General features: G+C 59.2%; 22 protein-coding genes and 1 pseudogene. 8 read left to right on the top strand and 15 right to left on the bottom strand.

All coding sequences use genetic code 11. The annotated features are described in order from the left end of the window. Positions 1-136 precede the first annotated feature (136 nt). Positions 137-937, top strand: a complete 801-nt coding sequence (asd, locus tag ACFSR7_RS20275; RefSeq protein ID WP_378164747.1) for an archaetidylserine decarboxylase — start codon at positions 137-139, stop codon at positions 935-937. 286 nt (positions 938-1,223) lie between these two features. Here the strand turns inward: asd and ACFSR7_RS20270 are convergent, their stop codons facing one another. The 4 genes and pseudogenes from ACFSR7_RS20270 to ACFSR7_RS20255 form a co-directional block, all read right to left on the bottom strand. After that, positions 1,224-1,904, bottom strand: a complete 681-nt coding sequence (locus ACFSR7_RS20270; RefSeq protein ID WP_378164978.1) for a hypothetical protein — start codon at positions 1,902-1,904, stop codon at positions 1,224-1,226. Positions 1,905-1,991: 87 nt separating this feature from the next. Beyond that, positions 1,992-2,162, bottom strand: a pseudogene (locus ACFSR7_RS20265) (transposase); the annotation flags it as partial. A 331-nt stretch (positions 2,163-2,493) separates the two neighbouring features. Then, positions 2,494-3,279 carry a helix-turn-helix domain-containing protein gene (locus ACFSR7_RS20260; RefSeq protein ID WP_378164745.1) on the bottom strand — a complete coding sequence of 262 codons (786 nt, stop codon included), beginning with the start codon at positions 3,277-3,279 and terminating at the stop codon, positions 2,494-2,496. After that, positions 3,272-4,969 (bottom strand): aminotransferase-like domain-containing protein, encoded by a 1,698-nt coding sequence (locus ACFSR7_RS20255; protein ID WP_378164743.1) that lies wholly within the window; start codon positions 4,967-4,969, stop codon positions 3,272-3,274. The genes ACFSR7_RS20260 and ACFSR7_RS20255 overlap by 8 nt, the downstream gene beginning before the upstream one ends. A gap of 112 nt (positions 4,970-5,081) precedes the next feature. Here ACFSR7_RS20255 and ACFSR7_RS20250 point away from each other — a divergent pair, with 112 nt between their 5' ends. Then, entirely contained in the window at positions 5,082-5,696 is a 615-nt protein-coding gene (locus ACFSR7_RS20250; protein ID WP_378164741.1) for a pyridoxamine 5'-phosphate oxidase family protein, read from the top strand. A gap of 150 nt (positions 5,697-5,846) precedes the next feature. After that, positions 5,847-7,160, top strand: a complete 1,314-nt coding sequence (locus tag ACFSR7_RS20245) for an aminotransferase class I/II-fold pyridoxal phosphate-dependent enzyme (protein WP_378164739.1) — start codon at positions 5,847-5,849, stop codon at positions 7,158-7,160. Between the two features lie 81 nt (positions 7,161-7,241). Here the strand turns inward: ACFSR7_RS20245 and ACFSR7_RS20240 are convergent, their stop codons facing one another. From ACFSR7_RS20240 to ACFSR7_RS20215, 6 genes are all read right to left on the bottom strand, one after another. Then, positions 7,242-8,798, bottom strand: a complete 1,557-nt coding sequence (locus tag ACFSR7_RS20240; protein ID WP_378164737.1) for a diguanylate cyclase domain-containing protein — start codon at positions 8,796-8,798, stop codon at positions 7,242-7,244. Between the two features lie 196 nt (positions 8,799-8,994). Next, on the bottom strand, positions 8,995-10,263 hold the full coding sequence (locus ACFSR7_RS20235; protein ID WP_378164735.1) for an ABC transporter permease: 1,269 nt from the start codon (positions 10,261-10,263) through the stop codon (positions 8,995-8,997). Then, positions 10,256-11,041 (bottom strand): ABC transporter ATP-binding protein, encoded by a 786-nt coding sequence (locus tag ACFSR7_RS20230; RefSeq protein WP_378164733.1) that lies wholly within the window; start codon positions 11,039-11,041, stop codon positions 10,256-10,258. The genes ACFSR7_RS20235 and ACFSR7_RS20230 overlap by 8 nt, the downstream gene beginning before the upstream one ends. Before the next feature lie 225 nt (positions 11,042-11,266). Then, a complete protein-coding gene (locus ACFSR7_RS20225) occupies positions 11,267-13,114 on the bottom strand; it encodes a DEAD/DEAH box helicase (RefSeq protein ID WP_378164732.1) in 1,848 nt (615 codons plus the stop codon). A 40-nt stretch (positions 13,115-13,154) separates the two neighbouring features. Beyond that, a complete protein-coding gene (locus tag ACFSR7_RS20220) occupies positions 13,155-13,931 on the bottom strand; it encodes an SDR family NAD(P)-dependent oxidoreductase (protein ID WP_378164971.1) in 777 nt (258 codons plus the stop codon). A 203-nt stretch (positions 13,932-14,134) separates the two neighbouring features. Further along, entirely contained in the window at positions 14,135-14,593 is a 459-nt protein-coding gene (locus ACFSR7_RS20215) for a chemotaxis protein CheX (RefSeq protein WP_378164730.1), read from the bottom strand. A gap of 244 nt (positions 14,594-14,837) precedes the next feature. Between ACFSR7_RS20215 and ACFSR7_RS20210 the strand changes: the two genes are divergently transcribed. Continuing rightward, positions 14,838-15,779: a zinc dependent phospholipase C family protein gene (locus ACFSR7_RS20210; protein WP_378164728.1), complete on the top strand. Its 942-nt coding sequence runs from the start codon at positions 14,838-14,840 to the stop codon at positions 15,777-15,779. 27 nt (positions 15,780-15,806) lie between these two features. Here ACFSR7_RS20210 and ACFSR7_RS20205 read toward each other — a convergent pair whose 3' ends face one another. The 4 genes from ACFSR7_RS20205 to ACFSR7_RS20190 form a co-directional block, all read right to left on the bottom strand. After that, positions 15,807-17,072, bottom strand: a complete 1,266-nt coding sequence (locus ACFSR7_RS20205; RefSeq protein ID WP_378164726.1) for an MFS transporter — start codon at positions 17,070-17,072, stop codon at positions 15,807-15,809. An 80-nt stretch (positions 17,073-17,152) separates the two neighbouring features. After that, positions 17,153-18,892: a methyl-accepting chemotaxis protein gene (locus ACFSR7_RS20200; protein ID WP_378164725.1), complete on the bottom strand. Its 1,740-nt coding sequence runs from the start codon at positions 18,890-18,892 to the stop codon at positions 17,153-17,155. Between the two features lie 634 nt (positions 18,893-19,526). Next, positions 19,527-20,144 (bottom strand): PadR family transcriptional regulator, encoded by a 618-nt coding sequence (locus ACFSR7_RS20195; RefSeq protein WP_378164723.1) that lies wholly within the window; start codon positions 20,142-20,144, stop codon positions 19,527-19,529. Between the two features lie 4 nt (positions 20,145-20,148). Then, positions 20,149-21,702 (bottom strand): MDR family MFS transporter, encoded by a 1,554-nt coding sequence (locus tag ACFSR7_RS20190; protein WP_378164721.1) that lies wholly within the window; start codon positions 21,700-21,702, stop codon positions 20,149-20,151. Positions 21,703-21,906: 204 nt separating this feature from the next. Here ACFSR7_RS20190 and ACFSR7_RS20185 point away from each other — a divergent pair, with 204 nt between their 5' ends. The 4 genes from ACFSR7_RS20185 (at position 21,907) to ACFSR7_RS20170 (ending at position 25,207) form a co-directional block, all read left to right on the top strand. Next, positions 21,907-22,809, top strand: coding sequence for a LysR family transcriptional regulator (locus ACFSR7_RS20185; protein WP_378164719.1), 903 nt, complete (start codon positions 21,907-21,909; stop codon positions 22,807-22,809). A 43-nt stretch (positions 22,810-22,852) separates the two neighbouring features. Beyond that, positions 22,853-23,668, top strand: coding sequence for a histidinol-phosphatase (locus tag ACFSR7_RS20180; protein ID WP_378164717.1), 816 nt, complete (start codon positions 22,853-22,855; stop codon positions 23,666-23,668). A 181-nt stretch (positions 23,669-23,849) separates the two neighbouring features. Continuing rightward, entirely contained in the window at positions 23,850-24,788 is a 939-nt protein-coding gene (locus ACFSR7_RS20175) for an EamA family transporter (protein WP_378164715.1), read from the top strand. 110 nt (positions 24,789-24,898) lie between these two features. Beyond that, positions 24,899-25,207, top strand: a complete 309-nt coding sequence (locus tag ACFSR7_RS20170; RefSeq protein WP_378164713.1) for a winged helix-turn-helix transcriptional regulator — start codon at positions 24,899-24,901, stop codon at positions 25,205-25,207. Between the two features lie 97 nt (positions 25,208-25,304). Here the strand turns inward: ACFSR7_RS20170 and ACFSR7_RS20165 are convergent, their stop codons facing one another. Then, entirely contained in the window at positions 25,305-26,105 is an 801-nt protein-coding gene (locus ACFSR7_RS20165; protein WP_378164711.1) for a sensor domain-containing protein, read from the bottom strand. Between the last annotated feature and the right edge of the window lie 8 nt (positions 26,106-26,113).

Genomic DNA, 26,113 nt, shown 5'->3' with positions numbered 1-26,113 from the left:
CAAAGCCCTTCTTAAAAAATTCGCCGCTCAGGCAGGTTGAAGTTTATGCACCGATATGTCACACTAGGGAACGACTGCGCCCGATTTGCGTTCGCAGTCCTGAATTCTATCTATGAGGCAAAGGAGTGGCCGTACGATGAACCGTTGGCTGCTGCGCGCCATGACGGAGCTGTCTTCGCGCAAATTCATTTCCCGGTTAGCAGGGAGCATTGCCAAGTCGCCGCTGAGCAGGCGCTTTATTCCCCGATTCGCAGCGGTATACCGGATCCCGGTTCACGAAGCGGAGAAGCCGCTTGCAGAGTACGCAACGCTCAACGAGTTTTTCACCCGGCGGCTAGTACCCGGCAGCAGGACCATCGATGCTACGCCCGACGCACTGGTAAGCCCTGTGGACGCGCGAATCGCCGCTTGCGGACCGATCGAGAATGGTCTGCTTATGCAGGTAAAGGGACAGGACTACTCTCTGGAAGAGCTGCTGAACCGCTCTCCCCGCGCGAGCCAATATCGCAGCGGTTATTATTGGGTTCTTTACCTGAGTCCGAGCGACTATCATCGGATCCATACGCCCTGCTCAGGCGAGATCGTCGAGACCGAGCACATCCCGGGCCGGGTCTATCCCGTGAACGACCGAGGACTGACCTTGATGAGGCGAGTACTATCGCGCAACGAGCGGCTCATCACCTACCTGCGCCACGGCAGCGGAGAGGTCGCGGTCGTAAAGGTCGGCGCGTTTAACGTCAGCAGCATCAAATACATAGAGCCTCTCCCTCGCTCGCTCGAGCGCGGTCAGGAGCTGGCCTACTTCGAGTTCGGCTCCACCGTCGTACTGCTGACCGAGGACGACACCTTCCTGCCGCTGCCAGGATTCAAGACTGGCGATCAGGTGCGGGTAGGCCAACTGCTCGGCACGCTGGTCGCGGACCCTGCCAGAGAATAAACGACCAACGGACCGACGCTGTCCTGAGGCGACGAGTAGGCTTCTCGTCGTCTCTGTGGCAGCCGTCGGTCCTTCTTATTGCCGGGGCAAGTTTGCATCCAAACCACCCTTTTCCTCATTAACACGATATCCCATTCGCTCAGGTTGGACGCCTAATGAAACAACTTGGATGTCAAGTTAAACAACTTCTACGGACCGCTTAAAAATCAAATGATTCAGAATGTAGAGATGTAAAAGACATAAACATCGCAAGGGCGGACGAAGTTAAGCTCTTGTACGTGGGCCGTCAAGAAACGCAGAGTGAACGAGACAGCTTTGCTGCGTGCGTATGGGCGATCAAGCGGATGGAGCGGACACCACACCTCTTGCGCACAAGCTCCGGTTGTGTGATCGTACCGGTCCGGCCGCAGAGGGACAACAATGCATTAAAACCGTCCGTTCGTACATTAACGCGGAAGCAGTACTCGTCCAAATAAGCCTGCAAATGCTTGGGCCCAATGCCTCCGAACGTCCGAGCGAGCCAACCGATCGCGCCGCGCCATACGACGCCCAATGCCGTCACGCCTTCGCGTCCCGATGCCTTAACGATCTCGATCTGCCGATCTCCTGCCCGATCTTCTGTTGCATGCCGCCACAAAAAGCTGCCGAACGAATCGATCTCAAACGTGCGGCGATTAAATGTCTTAGCAGACACTCTTTTAATTTTGACCTCCGCAATCTCTCCGCTCTCCGGATCGATCGATGCACCTGCGACGGCAGGCTCGTCCCGGTATGTCAAAGGATCCGAAGGCCGATGGGTCACCGGCCGTGCATAGAAATCTCCCAGAAGCTGCAAATCGCCTGTCAGCGGCCGGCCCTCATCGTGCATTTGGATCGCAAAACGAAGCTTATGATTGATGAGCCAAGCTGTCTTATATGTAACCTGAATAAGCTCGGCCAAAAGTACGGCCGAGATGCCCGTCTGCATCAAAAACAACGCCTGAAACCATTTGACAAGCGGCGTGCGGGTGCCTTGCAAAATCGTGCCGGCGGTAAGCGAGGTTTGACGGGAGCATGAGCTGCATTCGAACAGTCTGCGACCGCGGGAAACAATGCGATAATAGTCGAGTCCTTCGCATCGGGGACAACGAAAGCCATCAGGCCATTTCGCACGAAAAAGAGCGATCTCGCAGTCTTCTTCGTTAAAAGTCGGTGCCCGCTCGCACAAACGGTTCAAAGCGCTCATCCCCATTTCCCCCAGACCAAATAAGATCATATGTTCGTATTTTAACTGTTTCATCCTATCCGTTGCAAGCTTTTTATTCCAACTTTTTCAAGAAAAATAATTCCCTGCGCGAAGGGGATAGCTTATTGAGCTTGCAAGGCGTCTAACTTCCAACCACTAGCGCGTTACCGGCTCGTTTCCTGGGCGTTTCCTGAGCGTTTCCTGGGCGTTTCCTAAGCGTTTCCTGGGCGTTTCCTGCGCGAAGGGGATATCGTTGTAATGTCAAAATTGAACCATCGGACTCATCCGATAGGCGGCAGTTATATAGGCTCAACGTAAAAAAAAAAGAGCCCTATCGGATCTCCGAGGGGCTCTTGCCTGTGTATTGTTTGAATTGGCGGCTGAAAAAGAAAATATCGCGGTAGCCGAGCGCGTCGGCGACTTCGGTCACGTTCATGCCCGCGTGCAATAGCAGATGCTGCGCCCGCTCGATCCGGGTGCGAATCATATAGGTCTGAACCGACGATCCGATAAGCTCCTTGAACTTGACCGAAAAGTACCTCGGCGACAAGCCGGCTCGCGCTGCCAGATCGTCCACTCGATGGGACTCTCCGGGATGCTGGCGGATGTAGTTGGCGACTTCGTGGATGCTCTCTGTCAGCTGATTGCTCGCTTTGCGCTCGACGGGCTCCTCTAGATCGTTGCGCAGCAGATGAATGATGAGCTGCTTAAGCACGAGCCTCGCTTCTTCCTCCGCTGCGAATGTCTTGACAAGGAAGAGCCGCACATACCTCGCGAGCAGATGCTCGAATTCAAACGTATCCTTCAAAATTCGATACGGCTTCGGCACGAGCTTCACTGGTACGCTCACATCGAAGTGAATATAGGTCAGCACGAGCGGTTTCTGTGGATTATGGGTAGCGCTCGTCCGGTCTCCGGGTCTGAAAAGGAAGCAGCTGCCTTTTTCTACGGGGAATGGCTGGCCGTTAAGGATAACCTCGCCTTCTCCGCTCCAGACGTAAAATAAGTCGTAGTTCGCAAGCGGCTTTTCTCGTTTCTGCCACTTCCAGCCCGGCTCGCATACGATCTTGGCCAGGTAAAGCTTGAGCTCGTAGGCATCAGGCGACGCGTCAAGCATCTTCCGCCTCCCCTTTCCTTGCTTGGTTCTCGTGCCATGCAGTTTCACCAAGCTGGCGCTCGTCTATAAGTCCGATCTTCTCGGCCGTTGTGCGAATCGTCTGTATCCCTCTGGCAATGCCGGATTCATCCAGGTGCGCAAAGCCGAACAATGCGGTGCGTTCGTCGGGCCGCTGCTCGACCGCATAAATCGAACCGTCCCCCCAGCTCACGCCCGCTTGCTTGCAAGCCGACGCTAGCCGGTCGTACCGATCCGGCTGTCCGGTCCAACTAGCGAACAACAGCAGACCCGCGTCGGCCGGATGTACGACAAATAGAGGCCCCAGCTTCGACAGCTCCTTGCGAAGCTGGCCTTGCAGCCGATTAAAAATACGGCGGCTGCGTCTTAAATGGCGGTCATATTCGCCTTGATTCATCCAGTCCGCCAGCGCGCGCTGCTCCGTCAGGCCCGCAGGATAAGGATCGTAGAGCTGCTTGGCCAGCAGAAACGGCTCGTGAATCCCAGGCGGCAGTACCGCGTAGCCGATCCGCACTTCCTGACGCATCACTCGAGAAAACGATCCGATGTAAATGACGCGTCCCTGCCTGTCGAGCGACTTGAGCGGCTCGATTGGACGACCCGACCAGCGGAACTCGCTGTCATAGTCGTCCTCTACGATCCAGGCGCCTCGCTTGGCGGCCCAATCCAGCAATGCCATTCTGCGCTCGTAGTTGAGTACGGCGCCGGTAGGGAACTGACGCGTCGGCGTTACGAACAGCAGCTCGGCCGGCCAATCGTCGGGTATGATGCCGTGCCGGTCTATAGGCGCTGGAATCAGTGTCGCGCCGCTTGCGTGAATGGCGCTCTGTATGCCGCTATAGCAAGGATCCTCCGTGACGGCCGACTTGCCGGGCTCGAGCAGCAGCTGTGCCAGCAGCGCGATCGCTTGCATCGAGCCGCCCGTCACGACGATGTCCTCCGCTTCGCACAGGATGCCCCGTTCGCGTCGCAGCCTCCCTGCGATCGCTCGCCGCAGCTCCGCGCTGCCCGCTGCCGTACGGGTCCCTTCCGCAAGCGCGGGACCGCGTCTGCGCCATTCGGCCGATACGGCAGCCTTCCACGACTTCCAGGGGAACCATTGCTCGCCCATGCCTCGTGGCTTGAAGGAAATGGATTCGAACGGCCCCTTGGAAGAAGCACTGAGGGCGGCGTATTGCGCATCTTCCAGCATTGGATTGGCATGCTGAGACATGTTCGGTTGAGACATCCCCCTGTAATCCGCGTCCAACCGTGCATCTCGGATAAGACGGATCCCCCAAGCCGACAGTCCCGAATTTGAAGTGGTCAAACGTTCCGTCGCCTGTTCCACATCGGGGCCGGGGGACCCTGCATATAATTTGGACTTCGTCATCATAGCCGAGTCCGGCTGCGAGACCGAGACCGGATTCGAGACGCGCGCCTCTTCCCCAGCTACATAGGTGCCCCGCCCAACCGATGCGCGCACGTAGCCCTCTGCAGCAAGCATCTCGTAAGCGATGCTCACGCTGCCGCGGGACAGTCCGTACGATTCGGCCAACGTCCGCGTTGAGGGGAGCTTGGTCCCGGGCCGGAGCTGGCCGCCGACGATACTGTCGCGAATTGCCTGGTACAAGGCGAGGTGCTTGACGCCGCATACGGATAAATGCACATTGTAGGGAACCTGGATACTCATAGCAGCCAACCTTCTCTTTGCAATGGACCAATATTTTTAATGTAAATTGGATCTTTTGACTTGTCAATGATGGGCTTAGAATAAAACTCACACGAAGACAGGAGGCGGCAATATGCGCAGAAAAGAGTTTAATGTGGAAGATCGCGAAATATGCGAAGCGTTCCTGAACGAACGGGACGACGGCGTGTTGACTTTCAGGGGCAACGATGACTGGCCGAAGGCAGTGCCGCTAAATTACGCTTACTCGGATGGCTCTGTCTATTTTCACGGGAGCAAAAAGGGGGAGAAAATGAACGGCATCGCTGAGGACGACCGGGCGGAGTTCGTCGTTTACGAGGCGCACGCTTTTATCCCTTCCTATTATAGCGATCCGCTGATGGCCTGCCCCGCTACGCTATACTTCCGCTCCGTCCGGATTCGTGGCCGGGTCGATCAGGTCGAAGACGCAACTGAGAAAGCGGAGGCGCTATCCGCGCTGATGAGCAAGCTTCAGCCGGAGGGCGGGCACCTGACGATCGATGCCAGCCATCCGAAGTATGCTTTGCAACTTAAGGGCGTAGCCGTGATGCGCCTAAACATCGAGGAGATGACGGGCAAGTTCAAATTCGGACAGAACCTCTCTGAGAAAAAACGCGGTGACGTCGTCGAAGGCCTGGAAGGAAGAGGTCGCCCGGGAGACCCGCTCACCGTCGCTTTCATGAAGGAATGGGCCCCGAAGCCAAAATAAGCACATTCACGCAAAATCGCTTATGGATTGTTCAACTTCCAAACAGCCGCGCGGGTGACGCGTATGGTACGATCGTGTATAATAGCAACTGATGCCCTGCCTGAGAAATTTTCTCACCAGGGAACTCGATCATGTGGAAGGATGACGGCAATGAACCCCCTCGCGCAACAGCTCAACGACACCATCGCCAAGGAACAGCCTCGATTCGCGGAGATGCTCTCCGGACTCGGCAAGGCCATTTATTTTCCCAAGATAGGCATCCTGAGCCAATCTGCCGAAGCGAAGCAAAAAGCGAAAAGGTATAACGCGACGATCGGTATCGCGACGGAAAACGGGCAGCCGATGCACCTGAAAATGATCCAAGACAAATTGTCCGCTTTTAACCCCAAGGACATTTACGAATATGCGCCGCCGGCTGGCAAACCTGAGCTCCGTACCGCATGGCGCGAAAAAATGCTGAAGGAGAACCCTTCGCTGCAGGGCAAGACGTTCAGCCTGCCCGTCGTTACGAACGCGCTGACGCATGGCCTCAGCATCGTCGCCGATCTGTTCGCCGATGTCGGTGACGCCGTAATTATCCCCGATAAGAACTGGGAAAACTACGAACTCACCTTTGGCGTTCGCCGCGGCGCAGAGATCGTGGAATACCCGCTTTACGGCGCAGACGGCCTGTTCAACGCACAAGGCTTGCGCGAGGCGCTGCTCTCCCGTAAAGAACAGGGCAAAGCGATCGTGCTGCTCAACTTCCCGAATAACCCGACCGGCTATACGCCGAGCCGCGCGGAAGGCGCCGCGATCGTCGCGGCGATTAAGGACGCCGCCGAAGCCGGCATCAACGTCGTGGCGGTGACCGACGATGCGTACTTTGCGCTATTCTTCGAAGACTCGATGCACGAATCGCTCTTCGGCGCACTGTGCGGCCTGCACGAGCGTGTACTCCCGGTCAAGATCGACGGCGCCACCAAAGAAGAATACGTCTGGGGCTTCCGCGTCGGCTTCATTACCTATGGCGGAACTTCGGAAGCTGCGCTCGCCGCGCTCGAGCAGAAGACGCTCGGCATCATCCGCGCGACGATCTCCAGCGGACCTCATCCGTCGCAAACCTTCGTGCTCGACGCGCTCAAATCGCCTGATTTTGAAGCGCAAAAAGCGGAAAAGTATGCGATCATGAAGGGCCGCGCGAATAAGGTTAAGAGCCTGCTCGACAGCGGCAAGTATGCAGGCGTCTGGAGCTATTATCCGTTTAATTCCGGCTATTTCATGTGCCTGCGTCTCGACGGGATCAGCGCGGAAACCGTCCGTCAACGCTTGCTCGACCGCTATGAAGTCGGCACGATCGCGCTGGGCGAGAACGATTTGCGCGTCGCATTTTCTTGTATCGAGGAACCGTACCTGGAGGATCTGTTCGATCGGATCTACGCAGCCGTATCCGAGATTAAAGCCGAAGCGGCCGAGCAAGCATAATCTCCGCTGCCATGCTCAGCCATGTGATGCAAAAGGCCTTGCCCTTCTCATCTTCCGATGACGGGCAAGGCCTTTTGCCGTTTATGCGCTTGTTCCGGCATACTCGTTGGCGTACAAGCTATAGCGATTGCGCCCAAGGTCCTTGGACTTGTACATGGCAGTATCCGCCGCGTGCAGCAGGGAAGTCGTATCGTTTCCGTGTGCCGGCCAGAGGGAGATCCCGATGCTGACCGTTACGGGAGAGTCCGACGAGATCGCGCCGCGATGCCCCGTCAAGCCGTCCAACAGATGCTGCGCAGTCGCCGCAGGCTCCCAAGTATCGCCGACATCGGGCAGCACGATTGCGAATTCGTCGCCGCCAAGCCTGAACAGCATCCCGCTGGTAGGCGTGCACTCTCTTAATTTGGAGGCAATCTCGCATAAAAGATTGTCCCCGGCTTGATGACCATGCCGATCGTTCACTGCTTTGAAGCGATCCAGATCAAGCAGCAGCAGCGCGCCCTCCGAACCATTTTGAAGGAACGAGGAGATGGTCTCCTGGAAGTAGAGTCGATTGCCCACGCCCGTCAATGCATCGTGGTAGGCCAGATACCAGATCTCCTCTTCCGCTTTTTTGCGGCCCGTCTCGTCCTGCAGTACGACGCAGTACATACGCTCGCCTTCGGCTGTCACTTCGCTGAGATGGACAGTCATACGTTTGGACTCGCCCGAAAAATCAACCATACTGATCTCCATCATCGTCGATCCGATCCCGTCCAGCGGTAATCTTTCGCCTTTGTCGAGAAACATGGACACCGGCTTGCCGATGAGCTCTGCCGGCGGCAGGCCGAGCAGCAGCTTAACGACCGGATTCGCCTCGCGAATCGCTCCGTGTGCGTCCAGCAGAAGCACGCCGAACGGAGACAGCTCGAACAGTACTCTGTACTTTTCTAAAACAGAGGGCATAAGTCCATAATGCAAAATCGCTCTGCGAATGAAAAAAGCAAAGAGCAAAACGGCGAATAATCCCATCAGATGCGCGCATTCCGCCGGCATTCCGTTTAGTCTCGCCAACACGGCGGCTGCTGTCACGACCGCTCCGGCCAAGATGGCGAAACCCGCCTGAACATGCTGCGAGCGGATCGAACCGGCAGTTTTTCGGGCCGTTTTCCAACCGATCAGCCAGACGGCAGAAACGTATAGCCATACCGTCGTCGCCAAGATGATCAATCCTGAACGCCCGCCCGCTCCCTGATCCAGCTCCCCTGAGTATTCCGCGTACGCACCATAGACGCTCGGCTGGGAAATAACCAACACAATAAAAACAAGAGGTACGGCCAACGCGATGTCAAGATAGCTCGCAGGAGGTTTGAACTTGCCTGCCTGATTGCTAAGCTGGCGAACGAAGAGCATCATCAGGAAGCCAAGCACACAAGTCGGAACGATCAAGAGTCCGTTGACGAGCTTTGCAGCGTCTGTCTCGGGAAAAAAAGAAGCCAGAAACGAAGCGCCAAACTGTAACGCCATTAAAGCGAACAGAATCGAGGCCAGACGATTCAACCGGTGCAGCGGGTTGCGAAGAAAGACCTCGGCCGAAAGCCAGCCGAGCATCGCGCCGGGGATGACGTGCAGGGCGAGGTTTGTCAAAAATCCGCCCATAGATCGCTCCTTCCAGTTACTGCTATTCGTTTTAATTTGTATTTATTTCGGACCGTATCCGGATTTATTCGTTCATACACATTTATGAACGGGCTGCACTGCGCCATTTGAAGGAGATCAAATCCGGATTTATTGGTTACAAAGTACTATTCGCTAACAGGGTCTGATTTCCTTCTCTTCATTTGTATGTTGTACGTTAAAGCTCTTCATCTTCGTCTCTCGCGGCTAATCGTCTCGGCAGCAGCCACCCCGTCCATCCGAGCGCGAGCGCAAGCGCGATCAGCCACCAAGTCGGCGAGGAAGCGGCGTGCGGCACCCAAGCGATCAGCCAGAGAAGCGCAGCGGCGGCGAGTCCCGCCGCCCGGACGACCGCCGACGCTGCCTTATTCCTCCCCTCCGGGGAGAGCGGCACGACGGAAGCATGCTCGGCAAAACGGATGCGTCCAAGCTCGGTGAGCTGCAGTCCGCCGACGACCAATCCTACGACGTACACCATCACGTCGACAGCGGTCGAACGGGCAAACAGCGCGATGACGGCCATCAGCGTGCACCAGCGCCAGAAGGCGCCGAACGCGTCGCCGCGCAAAAACGTTTTCGCATATAGAAAATGCCATGCGAATCGCCGACTCCGCGGCACCCGATCCGCGACCCAAGCGATCCAGGCCCGCGAAGAAGCGGGAGGCGCCTCGGTCGGGATGTCCACGAACCAGCCGAGGAAAGACAGCCAGCGCCTGCGCGCGGCGCCTTCCTCCGCGATCAGGCGATCCCACGGCAACCGGTGGCGGGGCGTGAGCAGCGCTGCCGCCGACACGGCGGCCGCGGCAAGCAGCGCAAAGCCGGCTGCAAGCAACAGCGGCTTGGTCAGCAGCGCGGCTGCGGCAAGCAGGACGGCCGTCCAGCGGGCAAAGCGCAGGGCCAGGCGGGCGGTTGCCGACACGGCTCTGCGTTCCTGCCAGGCGGCATATGTATTCCAGGCAGCCAGCAGCGCGATCGCAGCCGCCAGCGAGGCCCAAGCGGCCGGCTGAGACGGCGCAGCGTCGGCCGTGACCGGCGCCTTGGCGTACAGCGGCGCAAAAATAACGAAGACGACCAACGCGCGAATCGCGCCAAAGAGGGCCGATATGCGCAGCGCCGGAAACAGATTGGCCGATAGCACGCGTGATTCTGCCGGCAGCAGGAACACGGTATCGGCCGGCTGGAGATAGCTGCGAAGCGGCGTGTAGATCGAAACGAAAAAAATGAGAACGACGCCGACGACGTCGGCGGGCCAGGCCGGCGGCATATCGGACAACAGGCCGGCATAGCCGGCGAGCAGCGTAATGCCGATCGCGGCCAGCAGCATTGCGAAGCCGCTCTGCGCTACGTAACGCAGATAGGGGAATATCTCGTGCCGGAACGCCGACGCCCGTCCGCGCCGCCATTCCCCGACTTCCCGGAGCTTTTCCCTATGAACCGGATCAGCCACGGGCGGCGCCTCCTTCCGGCGGCGCGGCCTTCTCGTCGGCGGCCAGGATCAATCGCTCGAACGCATCGTCTAGCGTATAGTCGGGGCCTGCTGCGCCAGCCGCTTGCTTGACCTCGCTCGGCGTGCCGCTGGCCAGGATGTGTCCCTGGTGCAGGACGACGATTCGATCCGCGTTACGCTCAAGCGCAGGTAAAATATGCGAGCTGAGCAAAATAGCCGAGCCTGCCGACCTCGCCTCGTTGAGCGCCTGGACGAGCGCCCGCGTCGCGAGCGGATCGAGCCCCAGGAACGGCTCGTCGATGATGAGCAGCGGCGGCGAGACGAGCAGCGCGTTCATCAGCATAACCTTCTGTCGCATCCCTTTGGACAACGTCCCGGGCAGCGCCCCCATCGCATGCTTCATGCGGAACGTCTCGGCAAGCGCCTCGGTCCTGCGCGCCGCCACCTGGGCGTCTATGCCATAGGCCGTCTCCGTCCAGCGCAAATGCTCGGATACCGTCAAGTTGGGGAACAAGGACGGCTGCTCGGGTACGTAAGCGCAGGATGACCTATAACGGTCGCGGTCGTCCTCCAGCCGCAAGCCTGCGACCCGCACTTCGCCCGACTGCGGCAGCATCAGCCCCAATACATGCTTAATGGCGGTGCTCTTGCCTGCGCCGTTCAGGCCGATGAGCCCCATCATCTCTCCAGGCTGTATATCGAAGCTGACTTCATGAAGGACAGGCTTGCGGGTGCTGTATCCTCCTGTCAGCTTGTCTAGCGTTAACGCGGTTGCCATCGGTTCGCAACCTCCTCAAATGGACGGATATCTATTCATTATAGCGAAGCCGCAACCCGCTTGCATCTCTTCTCCTATTCGGAAAAATGGAAGCTCAGATTTTGGTACGCTTGTCTCATGCTGCGCTGCGCTCCGATCGTTGACCAACAGCTCGCACTAAGAAACCAAAACAGGGCGATGCGGCATGGACAGCCGCATCGCCCCGTTCGCCCGAAGGCGCCGCTTCTATTCGGTTGGCGTGACGTTGTTCGCCCGCTTTTCCTTCAGCCAGCGCGGCGCCCCTTTATTTTTGCTGTCGCGCTCCCGATCTTGCTTGACCTTGCCCTTGGCGGCCGGACGCGCGGGCGGCGTCGATTTGCCGCCGCCTTTCCCTGCCTTGGGCGTGCCCGCTGCGACCGCATCCCGCTTTGCCGGCTTCGCATTCGCTCCAGCCGACCCGCCTGCAGTTCCGGCCCGTGGCCCTTGGCCTGATCCTGCGCTGCCGGTTCGCTTCGCTCCAACGGCTCCGACCGTCCGCTTCGGTCCGCCGGCGATCGTCTGCTCGGCTGCCGGCTTGCCGCCTGCGGCTCCGGACGGACGCTTGGCCCCGTCGGCTTGGTACCCGGCTCCGGCCTTCTTCGAGCCGGCCTCCGCTCCCGTATGACCGCCGGCCGCAGGTCTCGGAGCCCCCGCTCCGCCTGCCGGGGCCCTTGACGTCCCCGTGCCGCCGGCAGCTGTCCAGGCGCCGGCAGCACCTTTTCCTCGCGGACCGGACCGATCGTCCTTCAAGCCTTCGAGCTTACCGTGCGCGAGACGCCGCTCGCTGATCTCGATGCGCAGCTGCTTGCCCAGCTTGTCCATGATGAACTGCTCCTTGGGCGTCACGATTGTAATGGACGTCCCGCTCCGCCCCATCCGGCCGGTGCGTCCCGCCCGGTGCACGTAGTGGTCCGCGTCGAGCGCCGGCTCGAACTGCAGCACGAGCGCGAGCTCCTGCACGTCTAGGCCTCGAGCGGCCACGTCGGACGCGACCAGCAGCTTCGTTTTACCCTCGCGGAACTTGCGGAGGACCTCCCCGCGCTCCCGTCCGGGCGTGTCGCCGTATAGCGCATCCACCGCGAAGCCTTCGAAGCGCAGCTTGGCGAGCAGCTCGCCGATTCGCTCGATGTCGTTCACGAACAGCAGCGTCGAAGCCGGCTTCATCGTGCGCACGAGACGCCGAACCAGATCGATCTTGTCCCGAGGATCGCTGACCAGGTACAGATGCTCGATCGTCTGCGGCAGCCCCGGCTCCTGCTCCTGCCGAACCGTCGTCTCCCACGGGTCGCGCAGCCATTTGGCTTCGGCGGCTCTCATCGTATCCGAGCGCGTCGCCGACACGAACACGGTCTGCTTGTCTTTTGCGGCGCCCTTCAGCACGAACTCGACATCGCTCTTGCCCCCCAGCGAAAAGACGCGGTCGGTCTCGTCGACGACCACATGCCTGACCGCATGAAGCGACAGCTTGCGGAGCGAGGCGACCTCGCGAATCCGTCCCGGCGTGCCGACGACGATCGCCGGCTTGCCCTTCATACGATCCAACTGCCGCGACAGCGCGGCGCCGCCGATCAAAGCGACCGTCTTGACGCCGAGCGGCTCGCCGTACTTCTCCGATACGCGCACGATCTGCATCGCCAACTCTTGCGTCGGCGCGATGACGACGGCCTGCGTCTCGCGCTTCGCAGGATCGACCCGCTGCAGCAGCGGCAGCAGATAAGCCAGCGTCTTGCCCGAGCCCGTCGGAGACCGCAGCACGCCGTCCCTGCCGGCCAACAGCTCGGGAATGACGCCCGCCTGCACCGGGGTCGGCTCCAGGATGCCTGCCGCGGCAAGCGCGTCGCTCAGCGCCGCTCCAAGCCCGAGGCCGTTAAACGTGCGCTTCTTAGCGATTTCGGCACTTCCTTCGGCACTTCCTTCGGCACTTCCTTCGGCATTTCCCTCGGCATTTCCGCCGACGCTTTCTTCCAGGTTCCCCTCAGTCGCTTTGTCCTCAACCTGCGTCTCGGCCGAAGCGCCCCCCAGTTCTTCCTGTCGTTCTATTTGTTCTTCCGACATCGTCCATTCTCCTTTGCGGCCATGCTCATCGGCAGGGCCGTCATTTCTTGTTCAGCAGTCGGGCTGCGACGCCCGCCGTAAGTACCGGGAACAGTTGGATCAGCTTCGCGCCGGCGGCGGACACCCAGGGCAGATCCCGCTCCGCCTTGCCGGTCTCCAGCAGCCGCACCAATGCCTGCGCGACTGTATCCGGCTGCATTAGAAAACGCCGGATATTGCGCTTGTACGTCCCCCCCGGATCCGCACGATCAAAAAAAGGCGTATCGATCGGCCCGGGATTGAGCGCGGAGATCTTGATGTCGCTGCCCCGCAGCTCTTGCCGCAGCGAATTGGTGAAGCCCAGCACGGCGTGCTTGGAAGCGGCATAACCGGTCGCCTTGGCCGTTCCGATCTTGCCCGCGATCGAGGCGACATTGACGATGTGACCGGCTCCCGCCCGCTTCATGGCCGGATACACGGCTTTGCAGAACCGCACGGTACCCATATAATTGACGTCCATCATGGCTTCAAACCGCGACAGTTCCGTCTCCTCGAAAGGAAGGAACTCTCCGTACCCGGCATTGTTAACCAGCGCGTCGATGCGCCCGAAGCGCTCGAGCGTCAGCGCGACGGTCTCGTCGACGGACGCCGCGCTCCGCACGTCGCATTCGAATACGGCGTGCTCGCCCCGGATTCCATCCGAGACGGCTGCCAGCTTGTCCGCCGAACGGGCGGCCAGCACGGGCACCGCGCCTCGTTCCGCCAGCATGCGGGCGGCCAGCGCGCCGATCCCGCTCGAGGCGCCGGTCAAGAGCACGATCCGGCCGCGCAGGTCTATGGATGACATGGCCATTCTCCTTCTCGCCGCCCGCTGGATCGGACATCGACCGCAGCCGAGCTATTTATAGGTGCATGGATCCGGCTTGCGCTCCTCCATTGCAATTGGGCGTTAAAAAAAAGCCCCAACGGGGCTTCCTTATTGTAGCATATCGATCGGTACGACGATATGTCACGCCGCCCGGAAGGACGGCACCGCGCGAACTAAGCGATCAATACCTGAATTTCCATCTCGCCGATTCCGTCCATGATCAGAGGAACCGCCAAAGCGCGGCGAACCTCTCCGTGACTCTCAAGCATCGAATGAACGATGCGCGGCGGCGTAATATCGACATGGACGCCTTGGTTGAACAAAATGGTCGATGCATTGCCGCTGATCATGTTCCCCAGTTCGGAGATGGCGCTCTTGCCCATATCGTCGATCTCCGTGATGGTGAACCCGCCCATCATCGCGGATATGATCTTCAGCGCGACCGATTCGCTTAAACCGAATACGATGTCGCCGCTCATGTGGCCCGTGAGCCCGATCTGGATCCATACGTGATTGTCTACGAACTGGATATCCTTGACCGCCAGCTGGCCGGTGCTGGGCCTGATCTGTACCATTTGCTCGATGACCATGCGGGCCGATTCCAGGAATGGGTTGATATATTCCGCCTTCATTCGCGAGCGATGCCTCCTTGCGAGCCGATTCTATAAGCCGGAACTCGTTGTCTTCGCTTCGTTTCGACAAAATACCGCTTCTCTTGCCTTGTTGCCATCATTATACTTAAATAAATAGGACAAGTATACTTATTTTCGTTAAATCGCGGTACTTTTGACCGATAATGGGCCAAAAGACCCTATAAAAAATCGCCTGAAAACGACACCATTAGTCATGGTTTCTCAGAAAACCCGGAGGATAAACATGCCAAATTTGTGGGCGCACATTCAATTCGGAAGAGAGCTCGCGGAGGAACTTGAGCTTCCGTACCTTAGCGATCCCGCGCTGCGGAACGCTTTTCAGCTCGGCTGCCAGGGTCCCGATTTTTTATTTTACGACCGGTTCCTACCCTGGCAGCGGTCGCACACGGCGGCCAACCGGTTAGGGAGCCTCATACACAACGTATCCTGCGGTCCCTTCCTGGTCGACTTGTTCGACGCTGCGCGCAAGAGCACCGTCAGCACGGAGGCCGAGGCTTACGCCGCAGGCTTTTTGCTGCATCACCTGCTGGATCGTCATGTTCACCCTTATATCTTCAGCCTGTCCGGATTCGGAAAATGGAAGCATCAGCAATTCGAGACGGCGATGGATTCGGTCGTCATGTGGCGCCGGGCAGGCATCCATACGGGAAAAACGCCCGTATCGAAAGAAATCGACACGGGCGGGAAGCTGCCCGGAGGCATGACGAATATCTTGCTCGCGCTATCAGGCAGGCATTATCCGGGACTCGCAAGCGTGCTGACCGCCGAGATGCTGGATGCGTCCGTGCGTCAGTTCGTCGCCGCGCAGCGCCTCTTTTTCGATCCGCTGGGCTGGAAAGGCAAGCTGACGTTCGGGATGCTCGCCCCTTTTTCGCCGCCCCGCGCGATTCCGCCCTGGGACGTCCTGAACGCGAGGCGCAGCGGCTGGATCGATCCGGTCGACCGGACGCGCATCCGGCAGGAGAGCGTATACGATCTATGGGACGACGCCCTCGAAGACGGCAGGCGGACGCTCCGCGCCGGTCTTCAATGGCTTGGCGCCAGAAGCACCGGCGAAGCCGCAGCGGCAAAGGCAGCGTTCGAATCGCTGGTCGGCAACGTTTCCTACGAGACCGGCTTGCCCTGCGGCAGCGCCTGGATCACCTTCGCAGAGCCGGTCGTCTAAAACTTGAAGCATGCATGCGTCCTTCGTTTATTCCGTCGCTTCGCGCCAGCCTTTCTCCAGCTTGACCAGGGCGAGCAGCGCGATGCCGACGAGGAAAAAGAGCGCGATCGCGAGCAGCGCCGCGCGGCTCGAGCCGGTGAGGACGCCGACGACGCCGAATACGAGCGGGCCGCCGAACGAGAAAAACCGGCTCGTGAAGCTGAGAAAGCCGTTGAACTCCGCGGTGCGCCCCGGCGGAATGAGACGGCTGTAAATCGCCCGCGACGTCGATTGCGCGCCCCCTTGGACGAGCCCCACGAGCAGCGCGAGAGCGAAGAAATGGTACTCGTTTGTCATGAAATAGCCCAGCAGCACGATGATCACGTACACCGACAGCGCGCCATAAAGCATCTTTTTGCCGCCGATCCGGTCCGCCATTCGACCGAACAGCCAGGTCGCGGGGAATCCGACGAACTGCGTGAGCAGAAGCGCTCCGATCAACGCGGTTTGCTCCAAGCCGATGTCTGTCCCGTAGCTTGTTGCCATGACGATGATCGTATTGATGCCGTCGAAGAAAAACCAGTAAGCGACCATAAACTTGAACAGCTCGGGATAACGCCGAATGCTGCGGAAGGTTTGCCCGAGCCGGGCTAATCCCTCACGCACGCTCTCAGACGCCGATCTGCCGGGCATGCCCTTCGCTTCGCGTACGTGCTTAAATAAAGGAAGGGAGAAAAGCGCCCACCATACGCCGACCATGGCGAAGGAAACCTGCGAGGCGCCGGCCGAATCCTTGAAGCCGAATGCCTTATACCCGAGAATGAGCGCCAGATTGACCGCAAGCAGCACGCCGCCGCCCAGATAGCCCATGGCGAAGCCTTTGGCGCTGACGCGCTCCCGCATCGCGGGCGAGGCTACGTCGTTGAGCAGCGCGTCATAGAAGGTGCCGCCCATTCCGAAGCCGATCATGCCGACGATCACGAGCGCCGAAGCCGCGAGCCAATCGCCTTCCCCAATAAAGGCCATTCCGATGCACGCCGCCGCGCCCAAGAGCGTGAACACGCCCAGAAAACGCTTTTTGCCGCCCGATCGGTCGGCGATCGCGCCGAGCAGCGGCGACAGAACGGCGACGACGATCGCCGCGGCCGTCTGCGTGAATCCCCAATAGGACGTCGCTCTCCCGTCTCCCAAGCCGCTAGCCGCGACGCTAGCGTAGTAGATCGGCATGACCGCCGCCATAATCGTCGTTGCGAACGAAGAGTTTGCCCAGTCGTACATCGTCCACGCGCGTATCGCTTTCTTATCGTCCAGCACCGCATCGCCCTCTTCTGTCGAATTTATGCTTCCTCATCAATTCGACGCGGGCGGGGCGCAACTCCTTTGTGTCTTCAAAATTACTGCGACGGCAGCGCCTCGGCGATCTCCGCCTCGCCCAGCTCGAACTTGCCGATGGCCAACCGAAGCTCGGCCGCGAGCAGGTTCAGCTCGTCGACGGAGGCAGCCGCCTCTCTCATCATACGGCTCTGGCCCTCGCTCTCGGCGGACATCTCCTGAATGCCGGCGGTGCCTTCGGCCGAAAAAGCGCTGAACAGCTTCATGCTGCCCGCCACGTGACGGGAGGAATCCATCGCCTCGGTCGAGGAATCGGCAACCTCCGCCAGCTTCTGCTTCACGCCGCGGATCGCCCGTTCGATATCTCGGAACGACGCCGCCGCCTGCCCCGTCCGGTCGACGCCGGTTCTGACGCGCCTGGCCTCCTCGTCCATCGCCGCCGACGCGCGTCCCGTCTCCTGCTGAATGCTTTTCACCATCTCGGCGATGCGCCGCGAGGCGCGCGAAGCGTCGTCCGCAAGCTTGCGGATCTCGTCCGACACGACGGCGAATCCCCGTCCCGCTTCTCCCGCCCGCGCGGCCTCGATCGTCGCGTTCAGCGCGAGAAGATTCGTGTGCCCGGCCATCTCCTCGATCGTCGTGACAATAAAGCCGATCTCGTCGGATCGATCTCCAAGCTCTCGTATCGTCGCCTGCGTCTCGAACACGCTCCGCTGAATCTCTTCCATCTGGTGCATGGCTGCCTTCACCGCTTCAAGCCCCTGCACGCCGGCGGTCGCCGCTTCTTCGGACATCGCTTGCACTTGACGGCTGTCCGATTCCACGCCGGTCAGCAATACGGCCATCCGGTCCGTTGCTTCGGTCAGGCCCGTAACCGCGTCGTTTTGCTCCAGGAAGCCCGTGCTCAATTGCCCTGCGGCGATTGCGATCCGCTCGGAGGCGTTCGATGAGCTGCTGACGTACCCTTGCATGCGGGCCGATGCGCCGCTGAGCGCCGCGGCGCCGTCGCTCGCTTTGGCTGCGAGCTCTCGTATGCCGGCGATCATGTCGTTAAACGAGCTAGTCAACTCGCCGATCTCGTCCAAGGAGCGATAATCCCCGCTGACGGTCATGTCGCCTGCCGCCGCCCGCTTCATCCGATCGCGCAGCGCGCCGAGCGGCTTCGTGATGGCGCGGCTCATCAGCCACGATACGACGCTCAGCAGCACCAGCGCGGCGACGATCATGGCAGCGGTAATGTAGCTGTTGATTCGCGCGTCCTTTTGGCTTTGCGCGTACAAGTCGTCCGCGGCTTGCTGCGTCTGCTCGGCCAACGATGCCAGCGCCTGCGTCATCTGTTCGCGAAGATCGCCGGTATCGTCCGCATAGATGGCGTATGCGCCCTCGCCGTCGCCCTGCAGCGCTTGCCCGCCGGCCTTTGCCTGGACGTCGCGATAGGAGGTAAGCAACTGCATATAGTCGGCCAGCTCCGACAACATGGCGTCATCCTTTACAATCGACGCGTATTGATCGATCAGCGCGTCCGTCTCGGTCAGCAGCTGCTGAATCTTCGAAAGCTTGGCCTGACGCGCGGCAGAATCCGAGATCAGCATCAGCTCAAGCGTGTATGCGTCGACCGATCTTTCGTTGGTCTGGATCTGCCGCAGCCAGGACAACGGAAGCAGACTTTTCGTATAGCTGTCCTCCACGTTGCCGGCCATCGTCCGCGTCATTTGGTTTCCGCCCAGCCCGACGGTCAGAATAAAAACGAGTGCGATAACGATAATGATTGCGAGCTTGCCCGACAGCTTCAAATTCCGCATAAAGACGTCAGCCTCCCTGTGACTGATTGGATGATTGTTCCAACAATATGTACAGGGACTACATTAGCTTGTTTGGCTGAGGCATCTATGAACGCAAACTGAATGTGCGCTTAAAAACGTACTTGTGCTGACGGTGCGCGGACTAGCGCAAATAGCAGCAACCTTATACTTGATTTATGCGGAACGCCTCCTATGGCTCACCTGACAGCTTTTCCGATATAACGTCCTATCTTCGTCCGCGTCTATTTGCCGTTGATCATCGTCCATCGCCGTTGATCGTCGTCCATCGCCGTTGATGGCCATCCATCGCCCGAAATGCCTGCAAACCTACATCTTTTTTCGCCGCGAACGCCCCTTTTGGACAGAATAGTTGCCCAAAAGCATTTAACTTTCCCATATCAGCCCGATTTCCGGCTAGCACTATGCTTTACCTGCACATTTGCAGGTATTTCATCCAGTGTCGTTGGCCGGCAGAAAATAGATGTACAAATGCAGGCTTTTCGACCGACCAAACATTCGACAAACGCGGCACTTGCGCGACTACCTGTCCGTAATTCGCCGCTGCCCCTGGCAGAAAAAAATAAAAGCCCGCTGCGCGCTCGTTGCGCGCAGACGGGCTGCTCGTCCGACCTATCTACTCTTGTACCGGCGGAGCGGGCGGAGCGGGCGGTCTCGTCTTCCGGATCCACCCGCCCGATTGGTCGCGTTCTTCTTCGTAAGTGCCGCTCCTGGCTTCGGCGACGATCGTCTCCAGCCAGACGCGCTCCGCGCGTCCGAAGGCGAGCATTCCGTCCATCATCCGGAGCGCGCTCGCGGGAATCCTGCTTGCCTTGACCTCCAGCACCTGCTCCAGCGTGGCGATCCGCTCGTCGCACGCCGTGAGCTGCTGCTCTGCGATGTCCGCGACGCGCGCCTGATCGGCGAGGCGCAAAAAGGGCATCGCCATCATCATCGGATGCTGCGGAAAAGCGGGTTGTTCGAGCTGGGCGTACATCAGCTTGTCGAACTCCCGCCGGCCCGAGTCCGTAATGCGGTAGATCGTCTTGTCCGGACGATGCTCTCCCGGCACGGGGACGGTATGAACCGCTTCGATCAAACCGCGATCGCGCAGTTGGTCCACCGCATAGTACAGAGAGCCGTCGCGCAGCCTAAACGCATAGTTCCAGTTGCGATTGATCATCGTCTGGCGGATCTCGTAAGGATGCCGGTCCTTCTCCATCAAGATGCCCAGGATGAGCAGCTTCATCGACATGGCGTCAGCCGCGCTCCGGCGCGCCCTCCGGCTTGCTCGCGCCCGGCTTGCCGGCGCTGGAAGGCGCCATGCGCGCCTTGCCCATCAGCAGCGCGAACACGAATGCCAGCACGGGCAGCAGCGCGGCCCACTGGAAGGTCGTAATGATCGAATCGCCTAACTCGTTCAGCAACTTCTGCAAAACGTCTTGCGGAATTTTCATAACCGCCTGCACCGCCGGATCGAGCAGCGCCTGACCGCTCTTGATCTGAGCCGCCAGCTCGGGGCTCGAGCCCGGCATCGCAAGCACGTCGGACTGGAAAGCATGCTTCTGGATGGCGCCGAACACGGTGATGCCGAGCGCCGAGCCGATCGTCCGGAAAAACGTGATAAGCGATGATGCGGAGCCCTTGTACTGCGGCGGCACGGATCCGAGCGTCGAGATGTTGAGCAGGGAGAACGAGACGCCGATTCCGAGGCCCACGACGACCATATACAGCGTGATAATGCCGCGGCCCGTCGTCAGATCCATTGCGAAGCCGAGCAGCGCCGCGCCGATCGTGAGCACGATCGAAGAGACGACCATCGTCGTCCGGAAGCGGAACTTGCCGGCGACCAGTCCTCCGACCTGGCTGCTGATGACGACCGCAATCATCATCGGCGTCAGCACGAGACTCGTCTGCGTCGCTGTCTTGTGGAAGACGCCCTGGATGAACAGCGGAATGTAAGTCGCGCATGCGATCATGACACCGCCGTACAGGAAGCTGATCATCATGCTGCTTGTGAACAGCGACTTCTTGAACAGACCGAGTGCGATGATCGGATCCTTGGCCATACGCTCGGCGATCAGGAACAGAATCAGCAGCACGCCGGAAGCCACAAACAGGCCAATTGTCTTAAACGAGTCCCAGGCCCAGCCGTCCGAGCCGCCCAGCTCCAGCGCGAACATGAGGGACAAAACGCCGGCCGTCAACAGAATCGCGCCGAGCCAGTCGATGCTCTGCTTGCGCCGGGCAGCGGACTCGTGGTAAGCGCGGAAGATGAAGTAGAACGACAGAATGCCGATCGGCACATTGATGTAAAAAATCCAGCGCCAGCTGATGTTGTCGGTAATGACTGCCCCGAGGATCGGTCCGAATACGCTTGACATGCCGAACACGGCGCCGAAGAGTCCCATCATCTTGCCCCGCTTCTCCTGCGGGAACAGGTCAAAAATAATCGTGAATACGATCGGCATGAGCGCGCCGCCGCCGATGCCCTGAATCGCGCGGTAGATAATCAGCTGATCCATGTTCTGCGCGGTGCCGCACAGGATGGAGCCCAGCAGGAACAGCGTTACGCCGAGCAGGAAAAACCGCTTGCGGCCGAACATGTCGGACAGCTTGCCGAAGATCGGCGTGGCGACGACCATCGCAATCATGTAAGCGGAGTAGACCCAGATAAACTTGTCCAAACCGCCCAGCCGCTGGATAATGGTCTTCATTGCGGTGGATACGATCGTCTGGTCGAGCGCGGCCATGAACAGGCCGAGCAGGAGTCCGGCGATCGCGAGTTTCACATTGCTTTTTTTCGCATCCATGGTAGGATAGCTCCCTCTTTCTTTGCTTCACAATTTGGAGTTCAAATCGATTATACTCAAATTTGAGTAAGTTGCAATGCTTAATCTTTGCTTCCTTCCCTTTGCTTACCCGTCGGATTCCTTCTATAATAAATGAAGGCTAGAAAAACTTCTTATTCGTGCACTCCTGTCGATAAATTATTCAAATAGGATGGAGTGACAGGATTGAATATCAACCAACTGGAAACGCTGCTGACGATCTCGAAGACGCTCAGCTTCCGCAAGGCCGGCGAAGCGCTCAACCTGACGCAGCCCGCCGTGTCCGCCCAGATCAAGAGTCTGGAGGACGAGTTCAAGACGATCCTGGTGGATCGGAATCATCCCGTTACGCTTACCGACCGCGGTCAAGTATTTCTGGAGCACGCCCAGCGCATCTTATCCATCGTCGAAGAGCTGAAGCAGAAGCTGTCCGATCTGGACCAGAATCCCCAAGGACATATTGTGCTCGGCACGACGACTTCCATCGCGATGCAGATACTTCCGCGGGTTCTATCCTATTTTCAAAACCAATATCCGCTTATTAAGACGACGATCCATACGATGCCTTCCTCCCAAGTGCTCACCAGCGTGGAGAACGGCTTCGTCGACATCGGCATCGGCTATCTGGCCGAGCGCAGCGCGCATGTCGAGACTTCGGTGCTCTATTACGATACGTTCGAGCTCGTCGTCGCGCCGGGCCACCCGCTTGCGTCCCGCAACCGGGTTACCGTCGGCATGCTAAGAGACGTTCCCCTGATTTTGTTGTCGCCCGACACGCTCGGCCGCAGATTCGTCGACCGGATTTTCAGAGAGCATCACATCGAGCCCAACCCCGTCATGGTGCTTAGCAGCAGCGAAGAGGTCAAACGGATGGTGGAGCTGAATCTCGGCGCGGCGATCGTATCCAAGCTATCAATCGCGAGCGAGCTGCGGCGGGGCTCCCTGAAGATGATCGCAGTCGAAGAGCTCGAGGTCAGCCATCCCGTCGGCGTCATCACCAAGTCCGGCCGCTATGTCAGTCACGCGATGAAGCAGTTTCTCAACGACTTGAAGGGCATGCCGGAGGATCAATTCACCGGCAGCGAATAAGGATAAATATACAGATAGGTCGATCTTGAGGAGGCGGAACACCATGGAAAAATTCGATTTGCATACGCACCACGAGCGTTGCGGCCACGCTTCCGGCGTGATCGAGGATTATATCCAGGCCGCGATTCGGGTTGGCATAACGGCGATCGGCATCTCCGATCATTCCCCTTATTTCGCCCGGGAGGAAGACCGTTACCAACCCGGCATCGCGATGGCCAAGAGCGAATTTCCGAAATATATTGCGGAGGTGCTGCGACTCAAGGAGCAGTACAAGGATCGCATCGAAGTGCTGCTCGGCGTCGAATCCGACTATTTCCCCGAGAGCGTCGAGGTCTACCGGTCGGCCTACGCGCCCTACCCGTTCGATTACCTGATCGGATCGGTTCACCAGACCCGCGGCATCAGTATCTTCAACCGCAACCGTTGGCAGCAGCTGGACAAGTCCGAGCATACGGCCGAGAAAAAGCTGTATTACAAACTGATTACCGAGTCCGCGAACGCCGGCATGTTTCAAGTGCTTGGTCATATTGATGCCATGAAGGCTTATTATCCGGACTTCTCTGACATTCGGGGTGCCGAGGACGACATCGACGAAGCGCTTCAAGCGGTAGCGGTAAACGATATTGCCCTGGAAATTAATACGAGCGGCAGCACGAAAGACGTCGGCGGCTGGTATCCGTCGGACGCCATCCTGGAACGCGCGCTTCATTTTGGCGCGGACGTGACGTTCGGTTCGGACGCCCACATTCCGGAGCGGGTCGGGGACGACTGGGAGCAAGTCCGCAGCCGTCTTAAGGAGATCGGCTTCAAGCGCTGGGTTTATTTCCGTCAAAAGCAAAAGGTAGTCGTTCCGCTATAACGCTAAACGGACAAAAAAAGAGGCCCGCCACCGCTGGCGGGCCTTCAATAATATGAAAAAGGGGGTCTTGGTCGTTATTGTAACCGACGTCCAAGACATACCGGTAACAGCAATATTGCAATTGTGTTACAAAAACGAGTTTGTTATCGGAATGCGCTAGCCGCAGGAAGGAGCACGACGCTTGCATTGGTTTGCCGTCGCCGTTCTCAGCGCGCTTGCCTTCGGTCTGGCCGGCTTCTTCATGAAGGCGAGCCAGATGCGCGGCGGCGCGCTGTCTTCGCTTTTAATCGGCCTGTATGCCGCCGGCACTGCGGGCTTCTGGATCCAAGCGCTGCTGACGCGCGCCTGGCAGCCGTTCGATTGGCGCATTTGGACCGCCGGCGCGATCATCGGCCTCGGCTCCGCCTGGGGCAACCTGCTCTTCATGCGCGCGCTCGCTCGCGGGCCGGCGAGCCTCGTCTCGCCGCTCACGAACGCGAATATTTTGATCGTCATGGCCGCAGGCATCGTGTGGTTCGGCGAGACGCCGCACGCGACAGGCCTCGTCGGCGCCATCTGGCTGCTGGCGGGAATCGCGCTTTTGTCACTGCGGAGCGGCGGCGGGACGACGACGCCAGACGCCGGCGCTGCCCGGGCGCAGCGGATCGCAGGACGCAGCTGGTATCCGCTCGCGCTGGCCGCGATGGGCTTGTTCGTGCTGCGCAACGGCGGCTTGAAGGTCACCGACCGCCTCGGACTGGACAGCGCCAATGTGCTGTGGGCCGGCTATCTGCTGTCTTTGCTGTGGTTCATGGCGGCTTCCTGGCGTTCCGAGCATTCCAAAGGCGAAGAACGGAAGGCCTCCGGTTCGCAAATGAGCGCCGACGTCGAAGCACAGTCGAGTGCCGCCCGGATCGGCTTCCGTTGGGGGCTGGCGGCCGGCGTTTTCTCCTACGGCGGACTGCAGCTTTATGCGGTTGCGCTAGCTCGGGGTCCCGCGCATCTCGTCGCGCCTATTTTTGCGGCCAACAGCCTGGTGGTGGTCGCCCTCTCGCTCGCCGTTTACCGCGAACGGTTGTCCATTGCTCAATTTGCAGCCTTGATTTGTTTGCTTGGAGGCCTCGTCTTAATTCGCATTTAAACATGACAAACTCTAAACTAACTTTTATTTAGTTATATACAATTGTATTGTTTCTTCTATTCATTTAGAGCTCATTATGTTAAAATAAAGGGACGAAAGGGGTGAGCCGCATGGACTACTCCAGAATGTGCCCTAAATATGAGCATGCTGCCGAACTGCTCGGCAAGAAATGGACGGGCCTGATCGTTCGCGTGCTGATGGGCGGTCCCAAGCGCTTCAAGGACATGAAGGAGCAGATTCCGGATATGAGCGACAAGATGCTCACGGATCGCATGAAAGAGCTTGAATCGTGTGGACTCGTCAAGCGTACCGTGTACCCGGAGATGCCGGTGCGCATCGAATATGAACTGACGGACAAAGGCCGGGATCTGGAGGACGTCATCGAGTCCATTCAGAACTGGGGAGAAAAATGGATGTAGGTCCATCCCCGCATCAAAAAGAGCAGCTCCGAGGCCGGCAATCGGCGGGGCTGCTCTTTTTGATGCGTTCTTTTGGATGTGTTCTTTGTGCTCCGGGTCAGTGCGCTTGCGGCGTCTGGGTCTGGCGAGCGTCTTCGTCGTAGCGGCTGATCGCCGCTTCGGCGCGGGCCAGCCAATCCCCTGCCGCCTCGGCGACGGGCACGGCAGGCGCTTGAACCGGCAGGCTCGCTGCCGCTGGCGTTGCGATCTCGGACTGCCCGGCAAAGAAGCCGAGCCAGGCCGCGTAAACGCGCCCGCATGCCCGAAGCAACGCCGGGACGAACAGCATCAGGACGACGCCGATTCCAGAGACGACCAGCGATCGTTCGAACGGCGACAGCGGCGGAAGCAGCATGCGCATTGTCTCGTCGTCGTACAGAACGTAGCCGTACAAGTAGTCGCTCACTTTGAAGGCGGCGGGCGCCAGCATGACCGCGAAGACGGATAACGGCACCGTCAGCGAGATGACAAAAAGCGCGATGCGAATCGGAAATCCGAGCAGCTGGTGCGCGGCGGCGCGATAGCCGAGCGGGTTGCCCAGCGACCGGAACCAGGATCTCCAGGAGGAGCGGACCTGAACGGCCGCCTCGCCTTCCGGAGGCTGCTGCGCAGCATAAGGCTCGTCCTGCGCTTGGCCGCCGTTTTGCCAGGCATCCCAGCGTCGTTGCTCGCGTTTCATGCGCGCGGCGCTCCAAGCCAGCGTGCCGGCCAATATCGGGATGCCGATGCCGACAATCGTTAGACTCAGACCGAGCACGACACCGGTTAGTGTCAGAACAAAGGCCGTCACGCCGAGCGGCAGCAGACCGAGCTGCAGCTTCCAGGCTCCATAAGCGCTTGCGCGCGGATTGGATTTCATAGGGGAAC

This window comes from Cohnella sp. GCM10020058 (assembly GCF_042683485.1).
Classification (GTDB): domain Bacteria; phylum Bacillota; class Bacilli; order Paenibacillales; family Paenibacillaceae; genus Cohnella.
Note: the sequence above shows the minus strand (reverse complement) of the source record. Positions and strands in the feature narration are given on the sequence as shown.

Coding starts and splice junctions, on each gene's coding strand:
- asd (WP_378164747.1), top strand. CDS start 137: ATGAACCGTTGGCTGCTGCGCGCCATGACGGAGCTGTCTTCGCGCAAA.
- ACFSR7_RS20270 (WP_378164978.1), bottom strand. CDS start 1,904: ATGCAGACGGGCATCTCGGCCGTACTTTTGGCCGAGCTTATTCAGGTT.
- ACFSR7_RS20260 (WP_378164745.1), bottom strand. CDS start 3,279: ATGCTTGACGCGTCGCCTGATGCCTACGAGCTCAAGCTTTACCTGGCC.
- ACFSR7_RS20255 (WP_378164743.1), bottom strand. CDS start 4,969: ATGAGTATCCAGGTTCCCTACAATGTGCATTTATCCGTATGCGGCGTC.
- ACFSR7_RS20250 (WP_378164741.1), top strand. CDS start 5,082: ATGCGCAGAAAAGAGTTTAATGTGGAAGATCGCGAAATATGCGAAGCG.
- ACFSR7_RS20245 (WP_378164739.1), top strand. CDS start 5,847: ATGAACCCCCTCGCGCAACAGCTCAACGACACCATCGCCAAGGAACAG.
- ACFSR7_RS20240 (WP_378164737.1), bottom strand. CDS start 8,798: ATGGGCGGATTTTTGACAAACCTCGCCCTGCACGTCATCCCCGGCGCG.
- ACFSR7_RS20230 (WP_378164733.1), bottom strand. CDS start 11,041: ATGGCAACCGCGTTAACGCTAGACAAGCTGACAGGAGGATACAGCACC.
- ACFSR7_RS20225 (WP_378164732.1), bottom strand. CDS start 13,114: ATGTCGGAAGAACAAATAGAACGACAGGAAGAACTGGGGGGCGCTTCG.
- ACFSR7_RS20215 (WP_378164730.1), bottom strand. CDS start 14,593: ATGAAGGCGGAATATATCAACCCATTCCTGGAATCGGCCCGCATGGTC.
- ACFSR7_RS20210 (WP_378164728.1), top strand. CDS start 14,838: ATGCCAAATTTGTGGGCGCACATTCAATTCGGAAGAGAGCTCGCGGAG.
- ACFSR7_RS20200 (WP_378164725.1), bottom strand. CDS start 18,892: ATGCGGAATTTGAAGCTGTCGGGCAAGCTCGCAATCATTATCGTTATC.
- ACFSR7_RS20195 (WP_378164723.1), bottom strand. CDS start 20,144: ATGTCGATGAAGCTGCTCATCCTGGGCATCTTGATGGAGAAGGACCGG.
- ACFSR7_RS20190 (WP_378164721.1), bottom strand. CDS start 21,702: ATGGATGCGAAAAAAAGCAATGTGAAACTCGCGATCGCCGGACTCCTG.
- ACFSR7_RS20180 (WP_378164717.1), top strand. CDS start 22,853: ATGGAAAAATTCGATTTGCATACGCACCACGAGCGTTGCGGCCACGCT.
- ACFSR7_RS20170 (WP_378164713.1), top strand. CDS start 24,899: ATGGACTACTCCAGAATGTGCCCTAAATATGAGCATGCTGCCGAACTG.
- ACFSR7_RS20165 (WP_378164711.1), bottom strand. CDS start 26,105: ATGAAATCCAATCCGCGCGCAAGCGCTTATGGAGCCTGGAAGCTGCAG.